The following is a 24,852-nucleotide window of genomic DNA, read 5'->3' as shown; positions in this document are numbered from 1 at the left end:
GGTGAAGTCCCGAGGGGAGCGTCATTCCGGGCATGCTGGGTACGTAATCGGTAGATGGCCAGGGGCGGTTCCGACCGTCCCCGGAACCTGGCAGCGGGCCCGGACGTCCTCATCTGTGACGGCCACGCCCCACCCCCGAGTGGCGAGGTTGTACGCACGGACGGCAGGCGCGACACGCGCCCTGCGCCTCACCATGATTTCGACTGGAACCGGCTCGATTCGGCTCAGCACAGCTCACGCTCGGTAGCGACGACCAACCCGTACCGCAGGCTCGACGAGCATGTACACACAGTGAAATTCCGCACACGCGATGTGACGCACGCGTGGTGTGATGTGGACCCTCGGCGTTCAACGGAAAGGAACGAGCGCTCATGCGCGAGATCCTCGGAAGGCGACGCAGGCTCCGGTTCCGGGACAGGCCCGCCCAGCTCGACGCGGCCCTGACCTGTGCCACCGAGTGGCAGTGGCCGGTACTCCCGGGAGTGGGACTGCAGGCGGCCGACGGCCGCGGCGAGCGCGGCTGCGCCTGCCCCGATCCCGAGTGCGCCGTACCCGGCGCGCACCCCTTCGATCCCGGACTGCTCGCGGCGACCACCGACCCGCGGATGGTGCGGTGGTGGTGGACGAACCGGCCCACCGCGCCGGTCGTGCTGGCCACCGGCGGGCCGGCGCCGTGCGCACTGAGCCTGCCGGCCGGTGTCGGTGCCGGCGCGCTGGCCGAACTCGACCGGATGGGGGTGCGGCTGGGCCCCGTGGTGGCGACGCCGACCCGGTGGTCGCTGCTGGTCGCCCCGTACACCCTCGAACGGCTCGGTGAACTGCTGCACGCCCAGGACTGGGTGCCCAGTTCGCTGCGGTTCCACGGCGAGGGGGGCTACCTCCTCCTTCCGCCGTCCGAGACGGGCACGGGGCAAGTGCGCTGGGAGCGGGCGCCGGACCGGGTCTCCCGGCTGCGGCTGACCGGTGGAGCACCCGTCGCGGCGGCCGCCTCGCCGTGGCTGCCGGATGTAGGAGCGGTTCTGGACGCGCTGGTCGAGGCGAGCAACAGTGCGCCGGACGGTGGAAGCCGGCTCGCCTACTGACGCCGTGGCCTCGTACCGGCTGTGCGAAGCAGGACGGCGTGAAGCACGACGGGGCGAAGCGCGACGGCACGACGACGCAAAGCATGATGGCGCAAAATGTGACGGTGCAAAGTCGTTCGGTGGTCGGCTTTCTGATGCCCCCTCCGAATCGTGTGCGAAGAATGTTCGAGCTGCTCTTTCGGGAATCGCTCCGGGCGCTGTCCGGGATCAGTCCGGGATCAGTCCGGGTTCAGTCCGGGCGGGTGTTCGGTCCTAGGCCAGCCCTTAGTCCGGGAGTTGTTCGGGTGCTGTCCTGGTTGTTTTGCGGCCGCATTCCGGCGGAAGTCGCATTCCTGCGGCTGTTCGAAAGGTCCGGGGGACGGCTCAGGCCGCCGTCCTCCGGCCGCAGTCCTCTGGCCACCGTCCTCCGTCCGACGCCGGGGGTCCTGGGGCCGCCCTCGGGCCCGCGGACTGTGCGGCGTCGCTGTGGGAGCGGGATCCGACCCGGATCCTGTGGGGGCCGGAGTCAATCCGGTTCCGTCCGGGGCGGGTTGACGCAGGCCGTGGCCGCTGCTGCCCGAGCTGCCAGGGGCCGCAGTGAGCGCAGCGAGCCGTCGGGAGGCCGATGGCGAGACTTACGTCACTGGGGGCTCTTCCGGGGACCTGCATCAGGTCTGTGCGCGGTTCGTGCGCCGCGCTGTGCGCCATGGGCGCCGTACCCGGAAATGAGGATGCCCGATCGCTGGCGACGGGGGATGCACCAGCGACCGGGCTTCTAGAACGGTAACAAGAGATCTGCCGTTCGCAAATTCGATCTCGCGTATTCGGACAGCGATTTACCTGTCAGTACGGCGAGTTGTGACGCGAGTCACCGTACGCCGCCGTACGCCGCCGTACGCCGCCGTGCGGTCCGGGCGGTGGTCACTGTCAGCTGAGCGTCACCTGGCGGTTGGTGAGCCCGCCGCGCGCGCGGCGCTCCTCGGGGGTGAGGGGCGCGTCCGAAGCGAGCGCCGTGGCCAGCCGCTCCGCGAACACCGCGGCGGGCTTCTCGCACTCCTCGGCTCCCATGGTGCTCGGCAGATCCCAGACCGGGACCATCAGGCCGTGCGCGCGGAAGGAACCGACCAGCCGGGTCCCTTCGCCGAGGGACGAGACTCCGGCGGCGTGCAGCCGGGCGAGAGCGTCGAGGAGCTGCTCCTCGGGGTGCGGCATGACCCACCGGAGGTGGTTCTTCTCCGGCGTCTCGCACCAGTACGCGGCGTCCACCCCGGTGAGCAGGACGGTCGGGATCGCGGCGTCGTTCGCACGCTCCAGGGAGGCGGACACCTCGGCTGTGGCGTTCTCCGCGTCCGGCACCCAGAACTCGAAGCCGGAGTGCACGACGGGCGCGAACGGCGCGCCCGGGTCCAGGACGTCCTGCAGCCGGGGCCCGTCGGCCGGAACACGCCGGGCGGTCACGGGCGAGCCGGGCTCGGTCTCCAGCGCTCGCTGCAGGGTGTCGGCGAGGTCCCGGCTGAGGTCACCGGAGGAGGTGTCGTTCTGCAGAGCGAGCAGAACCGATCCGTCGTCGCGGCGCAGCGCGGGCCAGGCCATCGGGAGCACGGTCGCGAGCGTCACGGACGGCACGCCCTCGGGCAGCCCGCCCTTCAGCGTCAGCTCGACCGTGGCGGCGGGGACCAGCTCGCGCAGCGCGACCCAGTCGCACTCGCCGGCCAGTCCCTCGAAGGGGCGCTGGACCAGCTCGGTCACGGCCTGGGCGGCGGCGCGGCCGTGGCAGGCCTTGTAACGGCGGCCCGAACCGCACGGGCAGGGCTCACGAGCCCCGACCACCGGGATCTCGCCGTCCTTGAGTTGCTGCTTCCCGGCCTTGGTCTGAGGGCGCTTCTTGGCCATGGTGGGCTTTCTCCCGGTTGCGACGGTTGCGACAGTGCGGTCTGGGCCGCGAGCCTAGCCGCCCGTACGGTGTCCGGTGTGCAGCTGCCCCAGCTGCCTGCGGGCACGGGCGCGGGAACGCCGCTTTCCCGGTGCGACTTCCCCGGCTGTCGTACCGCTTCCGCCGTGCTTCCGTCGTACCGCTTCTGTCCTACGGCTTCTGGCGTACCGCTTCGCCCGGGTCAGCCCACGTCGTCGAAGGCGTCGGCGAGATCCAGCCCGTCGAGCCCCGGTACGACGGGTACCGCGGCCGCACTCGGCAGCGCGGTCGTGCCGTTCACCCGTCCGTTGCCCCGTCCGCCCGGTCGGCCACCGGGGCGCCCTGGTCCCTCGGTGACCAGCACCCAGACCGTGACCTCGCCGGACGAGCCGTCGCGTACGCCCCACTTCTTGGCGAGCGCGCTGATGATGTTGAGCCCTCGGCCGCCGCGAGCGGTTACCGATGGAGTCGCCGGAACCGGTCGGGTCGGACCGCCTCCGTCTGTCACCTCGACGGTCAGCCCGCCCGTTCTGTCGACGCGCCACGCGGCGCGCACGTCACCCTCTCCCACGTCGCTCTGCCGGCCCAGCGGCCTGCCGTGCCGACAGGCATTGCTGAGCAGTTCGGAAAGGATCAATACAGCATCGTCGACGACCGAATCCGACACCCCGTGGCTGCGCAACTGCTCACGCATCCGGTGCCGTGCCTGACCCACGCCCGCAGGGCCATGGGGTACGGCCATGCTCGACGACGTGGGCACTTCCTGTGCCACCACCAACGCCACCCCCGAGACCTCCTTTGCCCCACGCCACGGAGTGGATGCCCCCCCGGGCTGGACCGGAAACCGGCCAATGGTCCGCCAGTGACGCACTCGTAACGATCGAGTACACCCCGAATGCGCCGGTGCACTCCCCGTTACTGACAGGAAGACCGACCCGCATATGTGCCGGTCGGTCTATGAGCGTCCCAATTGCGACAGGACCTGCTTGGGGCGGTTCGTGATGATCGCCTCCACTCCGAGCCGGACGCAGAGGTCGACGTCCTCCGGTTCGTTGACCGTCCACACATGGGCCCGGTGGCCCGCGCGGTGCAGGCGGTCGATGTAGCCCGGGTGGCTGCGCACGATCCGCATCCCGGGACCGGCGATCCGGGCGCCGGCCGGCAGGCGCCCGTCACGCAGTCGCGGCGAGACGAACTGCATCAGATAGACGGTGGGCAGCTGCGGGGAGGCGTCCTGGATGCGGTGCAGGGAGCGGGCCGAGAAGCTCATGACGCGGACCGGCGAGGGGCCCCCGGCCGGCGGTGCGTCGAGCTCGAAGCGCTTCAGCAGATGCAGCAGCCGCTCCTCGACCTGGCCCGCCCAGCGGGTCGGGTGCTTGGTCTCGATGGCCAGCTGGAGCGGACGCCCGGTGGCTCTTGTCTCGACGAGCAGTTCGAGCAGCCGTTCCAGGGTGAGTACGGAGGTGAGCTCGCCCGGCACCGGGTCCCAGTCCGGGGACTCCGACTCCTCGCGGTCCTTCCACGAGCCGAAGTCGAGCGCGGCGAGCTCGGAGAGCTCCAGGGTGGAGACCGCGCCGCGACCGTTGGACGTACGGTTCACCCGGCGGTCGTGTACGCATACGAGATGGCCGTCGGCGGTGAGCCGTACGTCGCACTCCAGGGCGTCGGCGCCGTCCTCGATCGCCTTCCGGTACGCGGCCAGGGTGTGCTCGGGGGCGTCGTCGGACGCGCCCCGGTGTGCGATGACCTGGATGGGATGCTGCGTGGTGTGCTGCTGCCGTGCGTGGGTCACCGCGTCATGGTGTCACCGGCGGGCCCGCGGGCGCGCGAACCCTGCGACGTGTGACCGTTTTGCCCGATGTAAAGGCCCGTGCGCGGATGCACAGGTCCTGCTTACAGTGGTCTGACGTGCTGTGGGAAAAGCTGACTCCAGACACGTACACAGCGGATCTCTTGCCGAATCATGATGTGGAACCGAGGAGTATAGAGCTGTGAGCACAGAGAACGAGGGCAACGAGGGCACCGCGGCCGAGGCCGCCCCGTCCGTTCCGTCCGCACCTCCAGTGCCGGCCGATGCTCCCCAGGGGCCTCCTGGAAGCACGTACCCGGCCCCTCCGCGGACGGATGTGACGGCCGAGCAGCCACAGGTTCCCCCGGCCCATGACCCGGCGACCACGCCCATGGCCCAGGTCCCGCCGGCGCCGCAGCCCCACATGCCCCCTCCCGTACCGCAGTCGGCAGCGGATGCCGGCTGGCCCCCGCCCCCGCCCGCGGTCCCCGCCTACGCCCACGGCGCGCAGGGCGGCGGCCCCGTGTGGGGCCCGCCCGGCCAGCTGCAGACACCCGACGCCCCCCGCAAGCGGGGCGCCGGCGGTCTGGTGGCCGCGGTGGTCGTGGCAGCGCTCGTGGCGGGCGGCATCGGCGGAGCCCTCGGCTACTGGGCCGCGGACAGCAATGACGGCTCCGGCTCCTCCGGTTCGACCACGGTCGCGGCGTCGGCCAACCCGCAGGACCTCAAGCGCGACCCGGGCACGGTCGCGGGCGTGGCGGCCAAGGCACTGCCCAGCGTGGTCACCATCGACGCGAAGGGTGGCGACGGCGAGGGCGGCACCGGCACCGGCTTCGTGTACGACAAGGAGGGCCACATCCTCACGAACAACCACGTGGTGGCCTCCGCCGCGGACAACGGCCAGCTCACGGCGACGTTCTCGAACGGCAAGAAGTACGGCGCCGAGGTGGTCGGCCGGGCCGAGGGCTACGACGTCGCGGTCCTGAAGCTGAAGGACCCGCCGCAGGGGCTCACCCCGCTGGACCTGGGCAACTCTGACAAGGTGGCGGTGGGCGATTCGACGATCGCGATCGGCGCCCCGTTCGGCCTGTCCAACACGGTCACCACGGGCATCATCAGCGCGAAGAACCGCCCGGTCGCCTCCGGTGACGGCTCCGGCGGCAGCAACTCGTACATGAGCGCCCTGCAGACCGACGCCTCGATCAACCCGGGCAACTCCGGCGGCCCGCTGCTGAGCGCCGGCGGCGCGGTCATCGGGATCAACTCGGCGATCCAGTCGACCGGCAGCAGCACCGGCCAGAGCCAGGCGGGCTCCATCGGCCTCGGCTTCGCGATCCCGATCAACCAGGCGACGAACGTCGCCCAGCAGCTGATCAAGACCGGCCAGCCGGTGTACCCGGTCATCGGCGCCACGGTGACGATGGACGAGAAGACGGGCGGCGCGGTCATCTCGGACCAGGGCACGAGCGGCACGGACGCGGTCCCGAAGGACAGCCCGGCGGGCAGGGCCGGTCTGAAGCCGGGGGACGTCATCACGAAGTTCAACGACACCGTGGTCGACAGCGGCCCGACCCTGATCGGCGAGATCTGGACCCACAAGCCGGGCGACAAGGTCACGCTGACCTACAAGCGCGACGGCAAGACGTCGACCGCCGAAGTCACCCTGGGGGAGCGCAAGGGCGACAGCTGACCGGCTAGGCTGTCCTAGCGTCGAAAGCGGGTTGTTGGCCGCCGGCGCGGGGTGGGTTGCCCGAGCGGCCTAAGGGAACGGTCTTGAAAACCGTCGTGGCAGCGATGTCACCGTGGGTTCAAATCCCACACCCACCGCAGTTGAACGGCCCCTGACCGGGTGAATCGGTCAGGGGCCGTTCCGCTGCGCGCTGTCTGTCAGTACTCGTGGTTCCCCGTCAGCTCCCGGCAGAACGGGCACGGCAAGAGTACGGATACCACCTCGGCCGCAGCGGGATTCCTCAGGATGGTGGACGGGGCGGAGCTGTAGCGCAGAGGTCGTCGCGCGCGGTCTCCTAAATCGCGAGGACGCTGGTTCGAATCCGGCCGGTTCTGCCTTCTCGCCCGTCCGCTCGGCTCCGCCTGGGTTGAAGGCGGTCCGGATGGGAGCCCGCAGCGCTCCGTCACCTCGGGGGTTCGCAGCGGGTTGTGGTGAGACGTGCCGCTGAGGCGATGGTTGCGCGGGCCTCGTGTTCGGGGAGGCCGGTGCGGACGGCGGCTTCGGTGAGGGCGTCCGCCAGGCCGTCGCCGAAGCCGTGTTCGTAGGCGCGGCAGGCGGCCCAGAAGAGCCGGGTGTTGCGCTGGCCCTCGTCCCCCGCGAGGACGAACCGGATCAGGCCGCGGCCCCGGTCGTCGGGGCGGCCGTGGCGGCGATGTGTGCGTGCCGGGGGTGTCAGCAGCTGGAGGAGGGCGCGGGGGCAGGGGGCCGGCGGGAGGCTGCCGGTGCCGGGGACGAGCCGGTAGGTGCCGCGGGTGGTGGCAGAGCCGGGGCCGACCAGGTAGCCGCCCGTGCCGCGGATGTCGATGCCGGGGGCGAGCCGGCCCGCGGAGTTCGGTACGACCGTTCCGGGCGGGCCGGACAGCCAGATGTGGCGGCCGCCGCTGGGGGTGAGCACCGTGACGGTCGGCGGGATGGTGAACAGATGCTCCAGGGCGAGCTGTTGCAGGGCCGCTGTGGAGTCGTTCCGGCCGGTGGCATCGATGTCGAGGTCGATACCGATGAGGTGGTGCGGGGCCCGGCCGCAGGCGATGCCGTAGCCGGTGGCCCAAGGAGCGGCGGCGAAGAGGGCGTGTACGGCGGTGGGGTCGGTGGTGGCGTCATGGACCCCGTGTCCGGGCAGGCCGCAGGCACCCCGGCAACTGCTCGGGCGGTCCTCGTCGCGGTGCGGGGAGGGCAGGGCGGGGAGCTTGGTGGCGGACAACGGGATGACGGGGAGCCCGTGTTCGGCCGCGGACAGTGCGTGGGCCAGGGCCAGGGTGAAGGTTCGCCGGTAGGTGATGGCCATGCTTCCATGTTCGTACTAACGTTCGAATAAGGGAAGAGGGGCGGGTTCGTGAGTGCGGTGCGAGGCGTAGCGGCGGAACGCTTCTTCTCCTGCGGGGCAAGGGCTGTGGGGGTGCGTCCGGCTGACCTGCGAGTCTGTGATGTCTGGGGGTTTATCGGCTCCTCCTCACGCTTGCGGGGGAATCGAAAAGCATGGGTGGTTCGCCGGGGTGATGGCGGGCAGCCTTGATCTCGCGACGTCGTGACCATCACCCGGGCAGTCGGCCAACTGGCCCGGAACCAGCCTCACTTTCGGTTCCTGGAGGAATAGACATGGCAAGCATCCGTACCGCTCGTGCCCTCGCCGTTGTCGCCGCTCTGCCCCTCACCGCCGCGCTCTTCGCCGGTGTGGCCCAGGCCGACAACGGCTCGTTCGCGAACGACGGATCGAACGCGGGGGTGGCCGCGATCAGCGGCAGTGGCGTCGGGGCCAACTTCGGCAACTCGTCCACCTCGCAGCAGCAGGCCGTCGGAGACGGGGCGTCGAACCACAGCAACTCCGCCCAGGTGAACGGCTCCGCATTCACGGCGATCGACCAGTCCAGCCACACCGTCGCGGTGAACTTCACCAATCTCTGGTGATCCGGTGCCTGCCGCGGGCCGGTCGGGGGGCCGGGCCGCGGTTGGGGGAACGACGGCCTGCGTGGCGTCCCTTCGGTGGCGGCGTGCAGGCCGTTCGTCTTTCTCGGGGGTGAAGGGGGGGAGTTGGGGGGTGAGGGGGGCGGGCTGAGGGGAACGCGGGGATGAAGGGGGTGGGAGGGGGCGAAAGGGGAGGGGCCGGTGAGGGTCTGCTGTTGGGTGTCTTGACAGGTGAACGGAATCTGACGGACAGTCAGAAACCCTGATCCCTGATCCGCAGGCCCTTCCCGGGAGGCAGTCGCCGTGCACCTGGCCCCTACGGAGCGCCAGCTACAGCTGCGCGCCGAACTCCGCACGTACTTCCGCGATGTGATGCCGGAGTCCGGACACCGGGCCGGTCCGGTGGCCGGGAGCCCGGCCGAACAGCGGCGGCTGCTGCGCCGTATCGGCGCGGACGGGATGCTGGGACTCGGCTGGCCCGTCGAGTACGGCGGGCAGGGACGCGGCGCGGACGAACAGTTCGTGTTCTTCGACGAGGCCTACCGGGCGGGCGCCCCCGTCTCGATGGTCACCCTCAACACCGTGGGCCCCACCCTGATGAAGTACGGGACCGAGGCGCAGAAGGAGTACTTTCTGCCGCGGATCCTGGCCGGTGAGATCGTCTTCGCCATCGGCTACAGCGAGCCGGAAGCCGGTACCGACCTGGCGGCGCTGCGGACCAGGGCCGTACGGCAGGGCGACTCGTGGGTCATCGACGGGCAGAAGATCTTCACCAGCAACGCGCAGAACGCGGACTGGATCTGGCTCGCCTGCCGTACGGATCCGGACGCGCCCAAGCACCGGGGTATCTCGATCATCCTTGTGCCGACGGACGCGCCCGGCTTCTCCTGGACGCCCATCGAGACCGTGGGCGGGCTGACCACGACCGCCACGTACTACGACGGCGTGCAGGTGCCCGCCACCGGGCTGGTCGGTGCGGAGAACGGCGGCTGGGGGCTGATCACCAACCAGTTGAACCATGAGCGGGTGGCCCTGGCCGCGATCGGGATGCAGGCCGAGGACTTCTACGACGCGGCGCTCACCTTCGCCCGCACACCCGATCCAGTGACGGGGCGGCGCCCGGTTGACGAGCCGTGGATCCGGTCCAGGCTGGCCGAGGCCTATGCCCGGCTTGCGGCAACGCGCCTGCTCAACTGGCGTCTGGTGGGGGATATCGGGTCCGGTGCGCTGGCCCCCGGCGAGGCGAGCGGCGTGAAATTCGTGGGAACCGAAAGCGCCGTAGAGGTGTATCGAATGTGCCAGGAAATCACGGGCGGTGCCGGAATGATCCGGGGCGGTTCGCCCGGCGCCTTCGGGGACGGGGAGCTGGAGCGAATGAACAGGGCGGCGCAGATCAACACCTTCGGCGGCGGGGTGAGCGAGGTGCAGCGGGAGATCGTCGCGACGATGCGGCTCGGGATGAAGAGGGGGAAACGGTGATGGACGGGCAGGGCGTGCGGGACGAACTGTACGAGCGGCTCAGGGCGTACGAGGGGCGGTCGGCCGCCATCGCCGGCAGCGGCAAGGATCCGGTCAACGAGCCCATGATCAGGCACTGGTGCGAGGCCATGGGGGATACGAACCCCGCATACGACGGCCCCGACGCCATTGCCCCTCCGGCCATGCTGCAGGCGTGGACGATGGGCGGGCTGTCGGGGCACACGGACCGGGGCGAGGCCTACGACGAGCTCTTCGGCCTGCTCGACGGGGCCGGGTACGGCTCGGTGGTCGCGACCGACTGTGAGCAGGAGTATCTGCTGCCGCTGCGGCCCGGTGACCGGATCACCTTCGACGCGGTGATCGAGGCGGTGTCGGAGCGGAAGACGACGAAGCTGGGCACCGGCTACTTCATCACCACGCGTATGGACGTCCGGGCGCAGGACGAGCCGGCGGGGACGCACCGCTTCCGGATCCTCAAGTACCGGCCGGCGGCGCCGAAGGGGAAGGCGGAGGGCCCGGAGGCACCGGGCAAGGGGACCGCGCGGTCCGGGGAGCGGCGGGGCGGCGGGAGCGTGCGGCCCAGGCCGGTGATCAACCGGGACAACGCCGGATTCTGGAAGGGCGTCTCCGCACACCGGCTGCTGATCCAGCGCTGCGGCGCATGCGGCACCCTGCGCTTCCCCTGGCTGCCCGGCTGCAATGCATGCGGGTCGCCCGAGTGGGAGACGGTCGAGGCATCGGGCGAGGGCACCGTCTTCTCGTACGTCGTGATGCACCACCCGCCCTTCCCCGCGTTCAGCACGTCCGAGGGCGCCGAGCCGTACGCGGTGGCGCTGGTGGAGCTCGCGGAGGGGGTCCGGATGGTCAGCAACGTGATCGGGGTGCCGTACGACAAGGTGCGGGTGGGAATGCCGGCCCGGCTGGAATTCCTGCGTACGGACCCCGAGTTGGAACTGCCGGTCTTCCGGGGGAGCGAGGGCTGACATGGATTTCACACCCACTGAGGAGCAGACCGCCGCGCAGGGGCTCGCCGCCCGGATCTTCGGGGATCTGTCGACGCACGACCGTCTGGTCGCGGCCGGCACCGGTACGGACGCCGAGCTCTGGAAGGAGCTCTGCGCGGCCGGACTGCCCGGGGCGGTCGAGGAGATCGGACTCCTCGGCCTGGTGCTCCTCCTGGAGGAACAGGGCCGGACGACCGCACAGGTGCCCCTCGCGTCGAGCTGCGTATACGGGCTCCTCGCCGTCGCCGGACACGGTACGGACGAACAGCGCGAGCGGCTGCTGCCACCGTTCCGGGACGGTACGGCGGTGGCGGCGGGGGCCTTCCCGGCAGGCGGCTCCGTACGGGCACGGCCGGAGGGAGGACTGTGCGGCACGGTGCCGCTGGTGCCGTGGCTGAGGGATGCCACCCATGTCCTTGTCGCAGCCGCGGACCGGTCGCTGTGGCTCGTACGGACCGCGGACGCCGGTGTGCTGACCGAGCCCGTGGAGACCACGGCCCCGTGGTCGGCGGGACGGCTCGTGCTCGACGGGGCGCCCGGCGAACGGCTCGGCGGGGCGCGGGCGTACGAGGAGGTGCTCGCGACGGCCCGGACGGCGTTCGCGGGCCTTCAGGCGGGGGTGTGCGCGGGTGCGGTGGCGCGCGCTGTCGAACACACCGGCACGCGTGAGCAGTTCGGGCGCCCGCTCTCGACCAACCAGGGGGTGCTGCTGCGAGCCGCCGACGCCCATATGGACACCGAGGCGATACGCGTCACGGCGTACGAGGCCGCATGGCTGCACGACAAGTCGCTGCCCCGCGCGGCGCAGGCGCTCACCGCCGCGTGGTGGGCGTCCGAGGCGGGAAAGCGGGTCGTGCACGCGGCGCAGCACCTGCACGGAGGTACGGGGGCCGACCTCGACCACCCCGTGCACCGGCACTTCCTCTGGGGCCGTCAGCTCGACGCCTGTCTCGGCTGCGGCAGCGAAGTGCTTCAGGAACTCGGCGGACTGCTGGTGGAGGAGGGATCGCGGTGAAGGTCGGTGAAGAGCTGGCACCGCTGGAGATCGCGGTGACCCGCACCCTGATCGTGGCGGGCGCGGTCGCCTCCCGCGATTACCAGGACGTGCACCATGACGCGGAGCTGGCCCGGGAGAAGGGCTCCCCGGACATCTTCATGAACATCCTGACGACCAACGGCCTGGTCGGGCGTTACGTCACCGACCACTTCGGGCCCTCGGCGGTGCTCAGAAGGATCGCCATCAGGCTGGGTGCCCCGAATTATCCGGGCGACACGATGGTGTTGAGCGGCAAGGTGACCGCGCTCGGCGACGACGGGACGGCCGAGGTGTCGATAGTCGGCGCCAACGGCCTCGGCAGGCATGTCACCGGCACGGTGACCATCAGCGTTCCGGAGGGATCCGCATGAGCGTGCGCAGGGCCGATTCGCTCGGCGGACGGGCGGCCGTGGCCGGGATCGGGGCGACCGAGTTCTCCAAGGACTCAGGACGCAGCGAACTCAAACTGGCCGTCGAGGCCGTGCGGGCGGCGCTCGACGACGCGGGGCTCAGCCCCGCCGATGTCGACGGACTGGTCACTTTCACCATGGACACCAGCCCCGAGATCACCGTCGCCCAGGCGGCCGGCATCGGTGAGCTGTCGTTCTTTTCCCGCATCCACTACGGCGGCGGGGCGGCCTGTGCCACCGTCCAGCAGGCGGCCCTCGCCGTCGCCTGCGGGGTGGCCGACGTGGTCGTCTGCTACCGCGCGTTCAACGAGAGGTCGGGGCGGCGCTTCGGCTCCGGGGTGCAGCAGCGGGAACCCACCGCCGAGGGCGCGGCGCTGGGCTGGAACCTGCCCTTCGGGCTGCTCACCCCCGCCTCCTGGGTGGCCATGGCGGCGCAGCGGTATCTGCACACCTACGGGCTGACGCCGGAGGCCTTCGGCCACGTCGCGGTCACCGACCGGCGCCATGCCGCGCGCAACCCGGCGGCGTACTTCTACGAGAAGCCGATCACCCTTGCCGAACATGCGGCGTCCCGCTGGATCGTCGAGCCCCTGCGCCTGCTCGACTGCTGTCAGGAGACCGACGGCGGACAGGCGATCGTCGTCACCAGCGCGGAACGGGCCAGGGACCTGCGGCAGCCGCCCGCGGTGATCGTCGCCGCCGCGCAGGGAGCCGGGCGGGCACAGGAGCAGATGACCAGCTTCTACCGTGACGGGCTGACGGGTCTGCCGGAGATGGATGTCGTCGCCCGCCAGCTCTGGCGGAGCTCGGGCCTCTCCCCCGCCGACATCGACGTGGCGATCCTGTACGACCACTTCACCCCGTTCGTGCTGATGCAACTGGAGGAGTTCGGATTCTGCGGACCGGGTGAGGCCGCCGACTTCGTGGCAGCCGACGCACTGCCCCTGAACACCCATGGCGGCCAGCTGGGGGAGGCGTACCTGCACGGGATGAACGGCATCGCGGAGGCGGTCCGGCAGATCCGGGGCACCTCGGTGAACCAGATACCCGGGGCGGCCCGGTCCCTGGTCACGGCCGGCACGGGGGTACCCACCTCGGGTCTTGTCCTGGGCCGGGAGCAGTGAGCGGCCCAACCGGTCCGCGAGGCGCGGTCTGCCGGGCGACCCTGAGTACTGGCGCGCGGCCCCTCCACCTTCAGGAGGTGGCAGGGGGGCCGGTCCTACACCCTGAGGCGGACCCGGTTTCGGGACCTGGGGGCGATCCCCGGAGCGGCGCCCGCTCCTAGCGTGGAGGCATGACCACGCCAGTCTGCACGGGCACTTCCAGGGGAGTCGCCGCCAACACCGGACGCACGCCGCACATCCCGCAGGCGCCGCTCGCCGGACACCCGCCGCATGCGTCGACGGCCCCGCGTGCACCGCACGCGCCGGTTGCCCCGTACGCGGTGCCGCGCACCCCGGCCGCCGCGCGCACACCGTACGGTGCACGCGTTCCGTACGTCCCGTACCCGTCGTTCACGTCGTTCGTGAAGGCCCGCGGGCCTGTGCTGCTGCGCGCGGCCCGCTCGCTCACCGCGAATCCCAGCGATGCCGAGGACCTGCTGCAGACCGCTCTCACCAAGACGTATGTCGCCTGGGAGCGGATCGAGGACCACCGGGCTCTCGACGGCTATGTCCGCCGGGCTCTGCTGAACACCCGGACCTCGCAGTGGCGCAAGCGCAAGGTCGACGAGTTCGCCTGCGACGAGGTGCCCGAGCAGGAGACGGTTCCGGGGCCCGACCCCGCGGAGCAGCAGTCGTTGCACGACGCCATGTGGCGGGCTGTGCTGAGACTCCCCGACCGTCAGCGCGCGATGGTCGTCCTGCGCTATTACGAGGATCTCAGCGAGGCGCAGACGGCCGAGGTGCTGGGAGTGTCCATCGGCACGGTCAAGAGTGCCGTGTCCCGGGCGCTCGGCAAGCTGCGCCAGGACCCGGAGCTGGCACCGGTCAGGTGAGGCGTCGCCCGCGTCGCCCCGGCCAGGGAGCGAGACGTCGGCTGAGACATCGGCCCGGGGGCATGGCTGAGGAAGGACGCGAGGCTGGCCATGGACATGCTCATGGACATGCTCATGGACATGCTCATGGGCGTGGTCATGGATGCGAGGAAGGAAGGTTCGGTCATTGCGCACGGGTGGTGTGATTTTGTCGGACGACATTGATCCGTACGTCCGGGAGTAGTGACATACCGCTCGGTATGTGCGCAGAATCAGCGGAACCTTACTGCCGCGTAGCGCCTACCGGGAGGACGCCGTGCTCAGCACCATGCAGGACGTACCGCTGACTGTCACCCGCATCCTGAGCCATGGGATGACCATCCACGGGAAGTCGCAGGTCACGACCTGGACCGGAGAGCCCGAGCCGCAGCGGCGCAGTTTCGCCGAGATCGGTCGGCGGGCCACGCAGCTCGCCCACGCCCTGCGGGACGAGCTGGGTATCGACGGGGACCAGCGCGTCGCCACGCTGATGTGGAACAACGCCGAGCACGTGGAGGCCTACCTCGCCATCCCGTCCATGGGCGCCGTGCTCCACACCCTCAACCTCCGGCTCCCCGCCGAACAGCTGGTCTGGATCGTCAAGCACGCCGACGACAAGGTCCTCATCGTCAACGGCTCCGTGCTGCCCCTCCTCGCGCCGTTGCTCCCCCAGCTGACGTCGCTGGAACACGTGGTCGTCTCGGGACCCGGTGACCGTTCCGTCCTCGACGGCGCCGTGCCCCGCGTGCACGACTACGAGGAGCTGCTCGCCGGCCGGGCCACCAGCTACGACTGGCCCGAGCTGGACGAACGCCAGGCCGCCGCCATGTGCTACACCTCCGGCACCACCGGGGACCCGAAGGGTGTCGTCTACTCCCACCGTTCGATCTACCTGCACTCCATGCAGGTCAACATGTCCGAGTCGATGGGCCTGACCGACAAGGACACCACCCTGGTGGTCGTCCCCCAGTTCCATGTCAACGCCTGGGGTCTGCCGCACGCGACGTTCATGTCCGGCGTCAACATGCTGATGCCGGACCGCTTCCTTCAGCCCGCCCCGCTCGCCGACATGATCGAGCGGGAGAGGCCGACCCACGCCGCCGCCGTTCCCACCATCTGGCAGGGGCTGCTGGCCGAGGTCACCGCGAATCCGCGCGACCTCACCTCCATGGCGCGCGTCACCATCGGCGGCGCCGCCTGCCCGCCCTCTCTCATGGAGGCGTACGACAAGCTCGGTGTCCGCCTCTGTCACGCCTGGGGCATGACGGAGACCTCGCCGCTCGGCACCATGGCCAACCCGCCCGCCGGACTGACCGAGGAGCAGGAGTGGCCCTACCGCATCACCCAGGGCCGCTTTCCGGCCGGTGTCGAGGCACGGCTGGTCGGACCCGGCGGCGAGCACCTGCCGTGGGACGGCGAGTCGGCCGGTGAGCTGGAGGTGCGCGGCTCCTGGATCGCCGGTGCGTACTACGGCGGTGCGGACGGCGAGGCGCTGCGGCCCGAGGACAAGTTCAGCGAGGACGGCTGGCTGAAGACCGGCGACGTCGGGGTGATCAGCGACGACGGCTTCCTCACGCTCACCGACCGCGCCAAGGACGTCATCAAGTCCGGCGGAGAGTGGATTTCGAGTGTTCAACTCGAAAACGCATTGATGGCGCACCCGGATGTGGCCGAGGCGGCGGTCGTGGCCGTCCCGGACGACAGATGGGGCGAGCGTCCGTTGGCGACCGTGGTCCTCAAGGAGGGCGCGAGTGCCGACTACCAGGCGCTGAGGGCTTTTCTCGCGGAGCAGGGCATCGCCAAGTGGCAGCTGCCTGAGCGTTGGTCGGTCATCGCGTCCGTACCGAAGACCAGCGTCGGGAAGTTCGACAAGAAGGTGATCCGCAAGCAGTACGCGGAGGGCGAGCTGGACATCACCCAGCTCTGATCCGGACGGCCGGGGCCAGGATCAGGATCAGGGCCGGGGCCAGGATCGGGGCCAGGGCCAGGACCAGGGCCAGGACGAGAACGAGGGCGGTACGGGATCTCTCCCGTACCGCCCTCGTCGCGCTGCTGCCGCTGCCGCTGCTGTCACTGCCACTGCCACTGCCACCGCCACCGCCGCCGCTGTCCGCGGTCAGTTCGTGCCGATCTTCGCGAGCAGGTCGACGATGCGTGCCTGCACCTCGTCGCTCGTCGAACGCTCGGCGAGGAAGAGCACGGTCTCGCCCGAACTCAGCTTCGGCAGGTCCGACTGGCTCATGTCGGCCGAGGTGTAGACGACCAGCGGGGTGCGGTTCAGCTGGCCGTTGGCGCGCAGCCAGTCGACGATTCCGGCCCGGCGGCGGCGTACCTGCATCAGGTCCATCACCACCAGGTTCGGCCGCATCCGGGTCGCGAGCGAGACGGCCTCGCTGTCGGTCGCGGCACAGGCGACCTGCATGCCGCGGCGCTCCAGCGTCTGCGTCAGCGCGTACGCGATGTCCTCGTGCTCGTCGATCAGGAGGACCCGCGGCGGGTGCTGTTCGCTGTCGCGCGGGGCGAGTGCCTTCAGGAGCACGGCCGGGTCGGCACCGTACGCGGCGTCCCGCGAGGCCTGCCCCAGACCGGCCGTCACCAGCACGGGCACCTCGGCCGCCACCGCCGCCTGGCGCAGCGACTGAAGGGCCTTACGGGTGATGGGACCGGTCAGCGGGTCGACGAAGAGCGCGGCGGGGAACGCCGCGATCTGGGCGTCGACCTCCTCGCGCGAGTGCACGATCACCGGCCGGTAGCCGCGGTCGCTCAACGCCTGCTGGGTGGAGACGTCGGGCGCCGGCCAGACGAGCAGACGGCGCGGGTTGTCCAGCGGCTCCGGGGGCAGCTCGTCGTCCACGGGCTGCGGGGAGGGGCGGTTGGCGACTTCGACCGCGCCACCGGGGCCGTCCAGCGGCTCCGGTCCCTCGGCGGCCCCCTCGTCGGGTGCCCCGATCGCGTACGCGCGTCCTTCGGCCGCCGGAGCGGGCAGCAGCGGGCCCGATCCCGAGCCCGAGCCTTGCGGCGTGCCGCCCGTGCCGCCGGGGCCGGGGCCGCCGGGGCCACCGACACCTGCCCCGGACTGCGGGTTCGCCGGCTGCGGTGCTGAGGCAGCCGACGCCGGCAGGGGGGCCTGGTCGGTCAGGTTGGTCGGGTCGGCCGGGTCGCTCTCGGGCGGTGCGGCGAGCTTGCGGCGTCGGCCGGCGCCGCCGAGCGTCTGGTTCTGCTGGTGCGCGATGTGCTGGGCGAACGGCACGCCCTGCCCGAGCGTCCGCACGCTGAACGCGCGTCCGTGCGTCGAGTCCGAAGACCCCTCGGGCATGGGCGCCTCGGCGGGCAGTGGCTGCCGCCGCGCGTCCGGTCCGGGCACGAGGGTCCTGGGACGGGTCTCGTCGGGTCCGGTGGGGCCGTCGGGGCCTGCGGAGCCGGAGAGGCCGTCGGGGGTGTCGGTACGGCCGGAGCCGCGGGCGTTGCCGGCCGGGGACGTGCCGGTGGTGTGCGTGGTGTGGCCCGCGCCGGGCCACTCCGCGTCGCCGTCGGGCTGCTCCCCGGGAGACCGGACTGCCCCGGCCGAGGTTGCTCCGTGGTTGTGGACCTGGCCCAGGGCCGGTACGCCTTCCGGTTCCCAGTCACCGTTCTGTTCCCAGCCGTTGTCCTGCTCCCACCCACCGTCCAGTGCGGCGGACGGCGCCGGCTGTGCGAACGGGGCAGCGGGCGCGGCCGGGGGAGCCTGTTCGGGCAGGGCGGCGGGAGCCGCCTCGGGCAGCAGCCCCGATGCCTCGGGCAGCTGCTGCGGCGGGGCCGCCTGCGCGTCCGCGTGCCGGGCCCGGCGGCGTCCGGTCGGGAGCGGGTGTGGCTGCGGCGGGGTGTGGTCGTCATCCGGCGGACCGGACACGGCGTCGTGACGCCCCGGCAGCGAGGCGTCGGGCTCGGCGGCGACGGCCGGCATCTGGTCGGCGGCGGCGGGCGGCAGGGCGAACGGGACCCGAGGGCCCTTCGGCTCGGCCTGAGCGGCCCGGTCCTGGGCGGCGGAGAGCGCGCGCCGGGCCCGTCGCCCGCCCGGCTGCTGCCGTGCGGGCGCGGATTCCGGAGCCGGCGCCGCCGCCGGACGGGCCTGCTGAGCCGACGCCTGTGTCCCGGCGGCACCGTCGAGATCGGAGAGGGCCGCAGGGCCCTCGGACTCCACGGCGTTCACCGACGGCATGGCGGCCGGAAGGGCCAGCCGGCTCTCCCCGCCCTGGCGCGCCCGGTGGCCGGCGGCCGGTACGGGCGTCGGCGCCTCGTTCGGAACGCCCTGCGGCGGCACGGTCTGCCCCCGCTGCGGACGCCCCCCGGCCCCCTGAGCGCCCTCGGCCGCCGTCACCACGGACCCCTCGGACGGGGCCGCGGCAGCGGGCAGCGCCAGGGCCTGACCCGGTCCCTGCTGCCCCTCGGCGGTCTGGGCGCCGGTCTCCGCCGGGCTGGGCCGGCCGCGTCTGCGCCCGGACCCGCCGCTCTGCTCGGCGGGATTCAGTTCGTGCGGGTTCGGCCCGTGATGCTCGACGGCAGCCGCGGACGAGGACGGGTCCACGGGCCCGTCAACAGTTTCGGCCGCAGGCTTGCGCCGGGCCCGCCGCCGTCCGGTCGGTTCGGCCGCCCCGGTGTCCCCGGCCGCCGCCCCGGGCTCACCCGCGCCCTCGGAACCGCCCACCGGGCTCTCCAGGAAGGCATCCGTGGAGGCCCTGCGCGCCCGGCGCCGCCCCCCGCCACCCTCATGACCACCCGCGGCCCCCGGAACCGCCTCAACCGGAACCGCCTCAACCTGAGGTGTCTGAGAAACCCGAGGATCCTGAGGCGCCTGAGGGACGTCCAGAGCCTCTGGAACCATCGCAGCACCCGGAGCCATCGCAGCCCCCGGAACCTCCAAACCTCCCGCAGGAACCTCCAGCCCCCCCGCGCTCTCCAGACCTCCGAGGCCGAGGCCGGGGCCGGGGCCGGGGCCGGGGCCGGGGCCCTCCAGACCTCCCGGGCTCTCCGGAACGTCCGGGGCCATGGGAGAAGGCATCACTGTTCCCGAGCCCGTGCCCAGCGGTACTTCGAGCACGTACGCGCTGCCGCTCATGCCCGGCATCTCGTGTGTCTGGAGCACGCCGCCGTGCGCCCGCACGATCCCGCGCACGATCGGCTCGTGCACCGGGTCTCCCCCGGCGAACGGTCCGCGCACCTCGATCCGTACGACCTCACCGCGCTGTGCCGCGGCGACGACGACCGTCGAGTCGACGTAGCCGCCGCCCGGCATCAGCCGTGCCTTGCCGGTCGAGTCGACGCCGGCGACGTCCGCGACGAGGTGCGCGAGCGCGGTCACCAGCCGTCCCGCGTCGACCTCGGCCTCGATCGGCGGCGCGTGCACCGCGAACTGGGCGCGGCCGGGACCGATCAGCTCGACGGCGGCGTCGATACCGGCCGTCACTACTCCGTCGAGCAGCACGTTCGTCTTGACGAGCGCTTCGGAGCCGCCGTCCAGGCGCTGGTAGCTCAGTACGTTGTCGACGAGCGTCGTCATCCGCGCGTAGCCCGCGGCCAGGTGGTGCAGGATCTGGTTGGCCTCGGGCCACAGCTGGCCCGCGGGGTCGGCGGCGAGCGTGGACAGCTCGCCGCGCAGCTCCTCCAGCGGTCCGCGCAGCGACTCGCCGAGCACGGCGGTCAGCTGGGTGTGCCGGGCGGACAGGTCCGCCAGCCGTTCGGCCTGCTCCGCCATCCGGTCGGTCTGCTCCTCCAGCGCGGAGGCGTGCCGCTCGGTCTGGTCGGCCAGTTCGGCGGCGTGCTGTTCGGTCAGGCCGGTGATCTCGGCGGTGTGGTTCGCGGTCAGCTCGGTGACCTCGGCGGTGTGGCTCTCGGTCAGTTCGGTGATCTCGGCCGCGCGCTGCTCGTCGAGTTCCTCGTACGGCCTGCGGTCGGTGAATGTCATCACCGCACCGACCAGCTGGTCGCCGTCCCGCACGGGTGCCGTGGTCAGGTCGACCGGCACCTGGGCGCCGCTCTTGGACCACAGGACCTGCCCGCGCACCCGGTGCTTGCGCCCCGACTTCAAGGTGTCGGCGAGCGGCGATTCCTCGTACGGGAACGGCTCGCCCTCGGCCCGCGAGTGCAGGATCAGCGGATGCAGCTCCTGGCCGCCCAGGTCGGTGGCGCGGAAGCCGAGGATCTGGGCGGCGGCGGGGTTGACCAGGACGACCCGGCCGTCCGTGTCCGTGCCGACGACACCCTCGGACGCGGCGCGCAGGATCATCTCGGTCTGGCGCTGCGAGCGGGCCAGCTCGGCTTCGGTGTCGACGGTGCCCGACAGGTCGCGCACGACGAGCATCAGCAGCTCGTCACCCGTATAGGTGCCGTTGTAACTCGTCTGGACGTCGTTGTACGCGGCCTGCCCGTCCTCCAGGCTGGCGCTCGTCACCTCGACGGGGTACTCGTTGCCGTCGGTCCGCCGCGCGGTCATCCGCGTGGGCTTGGTACGGCCCCGCTCGTCCGCAGCCTCCGGCCTCCGCATCGACCCCGGGATCAGCTTGGAGTCGAACTCCGGCAGCAGATCGAGCAGTCCGCGTCCGACGAGCGCGGTGCCCGGCGTCTCGAACATTTCGAGGGCGATGGTGTTGGCGTTGACGACCGTACCGTTGCAGTTGACGAGCAGAAGCCCGTCCGGAAGGGCGTCGAGTATGGCTGCGAGGCGAGCAGCGCCTCGGGATGGCCTGCTGCTCACGACGACGCTTCCTCCCTGATTACTGCACCTTGCCGACAGCGGCCCCATCTTGCCCCTCGGGCCTCAGGCTGTCACTGGAGGAGTCTAAAGGCAGGGGAGGGCAAGGGGCGGCGGATGAGGGGGAGCTCTCACCAAGGTTCTGTGCATACGGTGTACGACTCCGACCCGTTACGCGCCCCGCGCGCCGCTCCGTGACCTGCGGAGCCCCTGCTCAGCGGACGTTCGGGAGCACCGGACGCAGGTTGTTCCAGCGCCCGATCTCGCACCCGTTGGACCGGTCGAACGAAGCATCGACGCTTCGCCCCCGCCAGCTACCGGTGACCCGGGCGGTGGCCGGTCCGCCGTACTGCTGCGTGCACATCGCGTCCCGGGAGACCGGCGTGAACGGGTCCGTGCTCTCGCCGGGCAGCTGCGCCAGCCGGTCGCAGGCCTGCCGCGCCGCCGGGTGGCTGCCGCCCGCCGGCTCGCACTCCAGCTCGTAGCTCCCGTCCGCCGCCGGGTCCCCCGACCCCGAGACGACCACCGTCAGATGCGTCCGGCTGTCCTCGCCCTGGAGCACGGGCAGCGGCAGCGGCAGCAACTGCAGCGGCAGCGGACCGGCCGAAGCCGTCGCGGCCGGGGCGGCGGCGGAGAGTGCGGCGAGGGACACGACAGCGGTGAGGGCGAGGCGACGCAGCATGCGGGCTCCTGTGGTCGTGCACGTCGGCGGCAGTGGCCGGCGACGGAGGGGATCGGCGGGGGGCGGCGCCCCCGGCATGACTAACGCTCCGCACGCCACGGCGTTGCGCAACCGCAGGCGCTTTGCCCTCGCGGCCGACTGCCTAGTACCGTAGGCAGCGATTGGTGACACGGCGCGTAGCTGTGTCATCATCTGCACGCACCACCCGCGCTTGCGCGGGGTGTGCTGGAGGCGTCGCCTAGTCCGGTCTATGGCGCCGCACTGCTAATGCGGTTTGGGTCTTAAAGCCCATCGAGGGTTCAAATCCCTCCGCCTCCGCGTGATCACCGAAGCCCCGTGCCACTGGCCGGGGCTTCGGTCGTATCCGGGTCCGGCTCCGCTGGGGACCGGTGCGCGCCGGTCCTGGACCGGCCCGGGACAGGCCTGCGTCCGGACGTCGCCGAACGGGTGTTTTCACAGCTCAGCAGCGGTGCGGCTAATGGATTTCGCGTGACGCCGCAGGTCATGTAATGTTGTTCTCGCAACGCAGACGGGGCAGAAAAGCCCAGGACGCCAAGCACTCGTAGCTTAACGGATAGAGCATCTGACTACGGATCAGAAGGTTGCAGGTTCGAATCCTGCCGAGTGCACAGCAGGTTAGAGGCCTCGTGGACATCGTCCACGGGGCCTCTAACCATCAGCGGGCGACATCAACACACCCGGGACCAGGCGTCGGCGTCCGGCTTGGCCTCGTCGTATTCCCCGCTGCCGAACCCCAAGGCGTCGTCCATACGCTCTGCTGCTGCCCGCAGCGTTGTATTCATCACCGAAGGGGCTTCAGGAGTCCTACGAGCGGGTTCTGAACGCTCGGTCCCGCATCGAGGTCGAGCTGTGGCGCGAGAGTGCGGCCCGCGCCCACCGGGTCCCCGGAGAACTCCTGGAATTCCTCGCTCCTCGCCACAGGTGCCGACAGGACTGGCCCCGGCGCCACCGAGACCCATCAACACCAAGCCCTGTGACGGCGACTTCGACCACCACGGGGAACGTGAACCTGCGACCGTCGAGACCACTGGCCCGGTCGTCACCCATCACCGCTGCCGAGATGTACAGCGAGCTCCATGCCACCCGTGAAAGCGTCAGCCGCATCGAGGGCCAGCTCGACGGCCTTACCGGAATCAAGGAATCTCTGGTCGACCACGAGGAACGCCTCCGCAGCTTGGAGGCTCAGCGCTGGCCGTGGTCGGCCTTGGGCCCAAGGGCCGAGGATCTGCCAGCCGTCGGCCAGCAGTCGCACACGCACGATCTCGCGGCCAGCCGCGCCGCGGCGGTCGACACCGCAGTCTCGTCCTCAACTACGACGATCAGCCGGGCCTGTGCAGGCTCCCACCGGTAGGCGAGGCGGCTTCCGGGCTGGGCTGCCGTCACGCCGCCGTCTGGGTCTGTGATGTAGAGCAGCTGGTCGCCGGCGAACTCCACCTCGGCCGCCCCCCCGGCGGTGGCGCGCGGGTGAGTTCCGCAGCCGCGTCCGGGTCGACGTCCGCGGCGACGACTGGGCCGTGGATGTCGGAGGCCCCGATGGTGCGGGCGTTTCATCACGACTCGAAGTAGCGCGGCGCCCAATTGGTGACGGCCGGGGTGCAGCTGGTGACGGTGACGGCCTGTTCGTCTGCGGGCGTGATGTGTGTGGCGTGGAAGTTGGAGCGCCTCTGCGCAGCGGGGCAACCCGCGCGGGGGACCCCCACGAGGGCGACGACTCCACTGGTTCCATTTTCGAATACTTAGATCTCGAACGGGGCAGGCAGGTTGAATTCCCCGACCTCTAAACGGAATTCACGCTACCGCTATTCGTGGACCGGTCGACTTCGAGCGAGGCCCTGGATTCTGTTTCCCCAGCGTAAGGCCGTGATCATTGGTGAGGTGGACTGCGGTGCCATAACTTCCCGCACCCACGCTTCGGTGGCCCAGGGTTCGCTACACCCCTAGATGAAACCATTGTTCTGATTGAGAGGGCCAACGGGTCTCATGTCAGCGGCACCCCAAATTCCACAAAGTGCCCAGATCGGCAGCGATACGTCGTGTCTGAAGCTCAGAAGAGCCTCAGATGAATCGGGATCCGTTGACGCGCAGTAGATGACTCGTGCATTTTTTGTGACGCAAGGTTCGCAAGGGGAGAAAAAGTGAACCTGCAAAGGGGGGGATTTCTGAATGCATGCCGGCAACGGTGTGCTGCCACCCTTTCCTGCTCGATTTCACAAGTCGAAAGAAAATCAACGAAAAGGGAGAATCTGTAGTTATGAATTCCGCAATGCGAGGTGCTTTCGCTTCTCTGGTCTGACGCTGGCGGGCATGGCCTTGGCCGCCGCACCCGGTACGGCCGCCGCCGCGTCGGCGAGCGAACCGGAGACTTCTTCCCCCGCTGCCTACGTCGCCTACCTGACCGAGAAGGCGGCCGCTGGGGACACCGGGGCCCAAGAGACGGCGAACCAGTTCAAGGAACTTTCGACCGAGAGGCAGAATCGTTTCCTCGCTCTGGTCAACGACCCGGCAACGACGAAGGCATTCGTCGAGGAGGCCAGCAAGGCGCCTGCGGAGGCCGCCGCCTGGACCACGCTCGCCGGCGGGGATGTCGTGTTCGAGCGCGAGAGTGACAGCGGGACCCAGACCGGCCCGCAGCTCAGTGCTGCCTACAAGGACATGTGGGCGTCGTACGGGTACTTCGACACCGTCTTCGGCATCAAGGTCACCGTCCGCACGAACTACCAGGTCAAGGGGAAAGGCACCACCAAGGTGTATCCGGGCAGCGCTTCGCACTACAACTACGTGCCGGCTGCCTCTTTCTCGAACAGCGCCGTCAAGGAGTGGATCTCCTCTCCCCCGGCGGGCAATGCCCGGTCGGAAACCGTCTGGACCGCTACCTGGACAGGCGGCCTCGGCTCCTGGTCGGCCCGTGAGGGGGTCTGGGGTGACTACCGCGGCTTCGTGGGTGGCTACCTGAAGTAGCCGGCCGCAGCCCGTAACTGGCGTGGGGGGGGGGGGGGGGGGGGGGGCCCCCCCCCCCCCCCCCCGGGGGGGGGGGGCCGGCCCCCCCCCCCCCCCCGGGGTGTGGGCGTAAAAAAAAAAAAAAAAAA

18 protein-coding genes and 4 tRNA genes are annotated in these 24,852 nt (G+C 70.8%); 16 read left to right on the top strand and 6 right to left on the bottom strand.

Translation table 11 applies throughout. The features are described 5' to 3' along the window. Positions 1-371: 371 nt before the first annotated feature. The gene (locus ACZ6S6_RS17080) at positions 372-1,082 is read left to right on the top strand and encodes a bifunctional DNA primase/polymerase (protein WP_362953202.1); all 711 of its coding nucleotides are present in this window, start codon (positions 372-374) and stop codon (positions 1,080-1,082) included. Positions 1,083-1,988: 906 nt separating this feature from the next. On the opposite strand, the gene ACZ6S6_RS17075 is transcribed toward ACZ6S6_RS17080, so the two are convergent. From ACZ6S6_RS17075 to ACZ6S6_RS17065, 3 genes are all read right to left on the bottom strand, one after another. Then, positions 1,989-2,954 carry a DUF5926 family protein gene (locus ACZ6S6_RS17075; protein ID WP_469706115.1) on the bottom strand — a complete coding sequence of 322 codons (966 nt, stop codon included), beginning with the start codon at positions 2,952-2,954 and terminating at the stop codon, positions 1,989-1,991. Between the two features lie 221 nt (positions 2,955-3,175). After that, a complete protein-coding gene (locus ACZ6S6_RS17070) occupies positions 3,176-3,844 on the bottom strand; it encodes an ATP-binding protein (RefSeq protein WP_469706114.1) in 669 nt (222 codons plus the stop codon). Between the two features lie 84 nt (positions 3,845-3,928). Then, on the bottom strand, positions 3,929-4,765 hold the full coding sequence (locus ACZ6S6_RS17065) for a glycerophosphodiester phosphodiesterase (RefSeq protein WP_469706113.1): 837 nt from the start codon (positions 4,763-4,765) through the stop codon (positions 3,929-3,931). Between the two features lie 199 nt (positions 4,766-4,964). Here ACZ6S6_RS17065 and ACZ6S6_RS17060 point away from each other — a divergent pair, with 199 nt between their 5' ends. From ACZ6S6_RS17060 to ACZ6S6_RS17050, 3 genes are all read left to right on the top strand, one after another. Continuing rightward, entirely contained in the window at positions 4,965-6,452 is a 1,488-nt protein-coding gene (locus ACZ6S6_RS17060; RefSeq protein ID WP_469706112.1) for a S1C family serine protease, read from the top strand. Positions 6,453-6,502: 50 nt separating this feature from the next. Then, a tRNA-Ser gene (locus ACZ6S6_RS17055) sits at positions 6,503-6,589 on the top strand. A 162-nt stretch (positions 6,590-6,751) separates the two neighbouring features. Beyond that, positions 6,752-6,826: transfer RNA gene (locus ACZ6S6_RS17050), tRNA-Arg, on the top strand. Positions 6,827-6,894: 68 nt separating this feature from the next. Here the strand turns inward: ACZ6S6_RS17050 and ACZ6S6_RS17045 are convergent. Next, the gene (locus ACZ6S6_RS17045) at positions 6,895-7,776 is read right to left on the bottom strand and encodes a bifunctional DNA primase/polymerase (protein WP_469706111.1); all 882 of its coding nucleotides are present in this window, start codon (positions 7,774-7,776) and stop codon (positions 6,895-6,897) included. Positions 7,777-8,087: 311 nt separating this feature from the next. Between ACZ6S6_RS17045 and ACZ6S6_RS17040 the strand changes: the two genes are divergently transcribed. From ACZ6S6_RS17040 to ACZ6S6_RS17005, 8 genes are all read left to right on the top strand, one after another. Beyond that, positions 8,088-8,396 (top strand): hypothetical protein, encoded by a 309-nt coding sequence (locus ACZ6S6_RS17040; protein WP_362953167.1) that lies wholly within the window; start codon positions 8,088-8,090, stop codon positions 8,394-8,396. 300 nt (positions 8,397-8,696) lie between these two features. Continuing rightward, on the top strand, positions 8,697-9,872 hold the full coding sequence (locus ACZ6S6_RS17035) for an acyl-CoA dehydrogenase family protein (RefSeq protein ID WP_469706110.1): 1,176 nt from the start codon (positions 8,697-8,699) through the stop codon (positions 9,870-9,872). Then, a complete protein-coding gene (locus tag ACZ6S6_RS17030) occupies positions 9,872-10,855 on the top strand; it encodes a bifunctional MaoC family dehydratase N-terminal/OB-fold nucleic acid binding domain-containing protein (RefSeq protein ID WP_469706109.1) in 984 nt (327 codons plus the stop codon). The genes ACZ6S6_RS17035 and ACZ6S6_RS17030 overlap by 1 nt, the downstream gene beginning before the upstream one ends. Before the next feature lies 1 nt (position 10,856). Continuing rightward, positions 10,857-11,891 (top strand): acyl-CoA dehydrogenase family protein, encoded by a 1,035-nt coding sequence (locus ACZ6S6_RS17025; protein ID WP_469706108.1) that lies wholly within the window; start codon positions 10,857-10,859, stop codon positions 11,889-11,891. Beyond that, positions 11,888-12,283, top strand: coding sequence for a MaoC family dehydratase (locus ACZ6S6_RS17020; RefSeq protein WP_469706107.1), 396 nt, complete (start codon positions 11,888-11,890; stop codon positions 12,281-12,283). Before ACZ6S6_RS17025 ends, ACZ6S6_RS17020 begins: the two co-directional genes overlap by 4 nt. Beyond that, a complete protein-coding gene (locus ACZ6S6_RS17015) occupies positions 12,280-13,446 on the top strand; it encodes a lipid-transfer protein (RefSeq protein WP_362953157.1) in 1,167 nt (388 codons plus the stop codon). Before ACZ6S6_RS17020 ends, ACZ6S6_RS17015 begins: the two co-directional genes overlap by 4 nt. A 170-nt stretch (positions 13,447-13,616) precedes the next feature. Further along, positions 13,617-14,318 carry a SigE family RNA polymerase sigma factor gene (locus ACZ6S6_RS17010; protein ID WP_469706106.1) on the top strand — a complete coding sequence of 234 codons (702 nt, stop codon included), beginning with the start codon at positions 13,617-13,619 and terminating at the stop codon, positions 14,316-14,318. Positions 14,319-14,613: 295 nt separating this feature from the next. Continuing rightward, complete coding sequence (locus ACZ6S6_RS17005) at positions 14,614-16,263, top strand: long-chain fatty acid--CoA ligase (protein ID WP_469706105.1); 1,650 nt, start codon at positions 14,614-14,616, stop codon at positions 16,261-16,263. Positions 16,264-16,452: 189 nt separating this feature from the next. Here ACZ6S6_RS17005 and ACZ6S6_RS17000 read toward each other — a convergent pair whose 3' ends face one another. Both ACZ6S6_RS17000 and ACZ6S6_RS16995 read right to left on the bottom strand, forming a co-directional pair. Beyond that, a complete protein-coding gene (locus tag ACZ6S6_RS17000) occupies positions 16,453-21,066 on the bottom strand; it encodes a response regulator (protein WP_469706104.1) in 4,614 nt (1,537 codons plus the stop codon). Between the two features lie 211 nt (positions 21,067-21,277). Further along, positions 21,278-21,745: an SSI family serine proteinase inhibitor gene (locus tag ACZ6S6_RS16995; RefSeq protein ID WP_469706103.1), complete on the bottom strand. Its 468-nt coding sequence runs from the start codon at positions 21,743-21,745 to the stop codon at positions 21,278-21,280. 227 nt (positions 21,746-21,972) lie between these two features. Between ACZ6S6_RS16995 and ACZ6S6_RS16990 the strand changes: the two genes are divergently transcribed. From ACZ6S6_RS16990 to ACZ6S6_RS16975, 4 genes are all read left to right on the top strand, one after another. Beyond that, a tRNA-Ser gene (locus tag ACZ6S6_RS16990) sits at positions 21,973-22,063 on the top strand. Between the two features lie 238 nt (positions 22,064-22,301). Further along, positions 22,302-22,374 (top strand) — tRNA-Arg (locus ACZ6S6_RS16985). Between the two features lie 452 nt (positions 22,375-22,826). After that, the gene (locus tag ACZ6S6_RS16980; RefSeq protein WP_469706102.1) at positions 22,827-23,117 is read left to right on the top strand and encodes a hypothetical protein; all 291 of its coding nucleotides are present in this window, start codon (positions 22,827-22,829) and stop codon (positions 23,115-23,117) included. Between the two features lie 812 nt (positions 23,118-23,929). Continuing rightward, positions 23,930-24,724: a hypothetical protein gene (locus tag ACZ6S6_RS16975; protein ID WP_362961453.1), complete on the top strand. Its 795-nt coding sequence runs from the start codon at positions 23,930-23,932 to the stop codon at positions 24,722-24,724. The last annotated feature ends 128 nt before the right edge of the window (positions 24,725-24,852 follow it).

This window comes from Streptomyces sp. NPDC048671 (assembly GCF_055587045.1).
Note: the sequence above shows the minus strand (reverse complement) of the source record. Positions and strands in the feature narration are given on the sequence as shown.

Bases quoted from the DNA above. Each gene is read 5' to 3' on its own strand.
- ACZ6S6_RS17080 (WP_362953202.1), top strand. From the start codon at position 372: ATGCGCGAGATCCTCGGAAGGCGACGCAGGCTCCGGTTCCGGGACAGG.
- ACZ6S6_RS17075 (WP_469706115.1), bottom strand. From the start codon at position 2,954: ATGGCCAAGAAGCGCCCTCAGACCAAGGCCGGGAAGCAGCAACTCAAG.
- ACZ6S6_RS17045 (WP_469706111.1), bottom strand. From the start codon at position 7,776: ATGGCCATCACCTACCGGCGAACCTTCACCCTGGCCCTGGCCCACGCA.
- ACZ6S6_RS17040 (WP_362953167.1), top strand. From the start codon at position 8,088: ATGGCAAGCATCCGTACCGCTCGTGCCCTCGCCGTTGTCGCCGCTCTG.
- ACZ6S6_RS17030 (WP_469706109.1), top strand. From the start codon at position 9,872: ATGGACGGGCAGGGCGTGCGGGACGAACTGTACGAGCGGCTCAGGGCG.
- ACZ6S6_RS17025 (WP_469706108.1), top strand. From the start codon at position 10,857: ATGGATTTCACACCCACTGAGGAGCAGACCGCCGCGCAGGGGCTCGCC.
- ACZ6S6_RS17015 (WP_362953157.1), top strand. From the start codon at position 12,280: ATGAGCGTGCGCAGGGCCGATTCGCTCGGCGGACGGGCGGCCGTGGCC.
- ACZ6S6_RS17010 (WP_469706106.1), top strand. From the start codon at position 13,617: ATGACCACGCCAGTCTGCACGGGCACTTCCAGGGGAGTCGCCGCCAAC.
- ACZ6S6_RS16995 (WP_469706103.1), bottom strand. From the start codon at position 21,745: ATGCTGCGTCGCCTCGCCCTCACCGCTGTCGTGTCCCTCGCCGCACTC.
- ACZ6S6_RS16980 (WP_469706102.1), top strand. From the start codon at position 22,827: ATGTACAGCGAGCTCCATGCCACCCGTGAAAGCGTCAGCCGCATCGAG.
- ACZ6S6_RS16975 (WP_362961453.1), top strand. From the start codon at position 23,930: ATGCATGCCGGCAACGGTGTGCTGCCACCCTTTCCTGCTCGATTTCAC.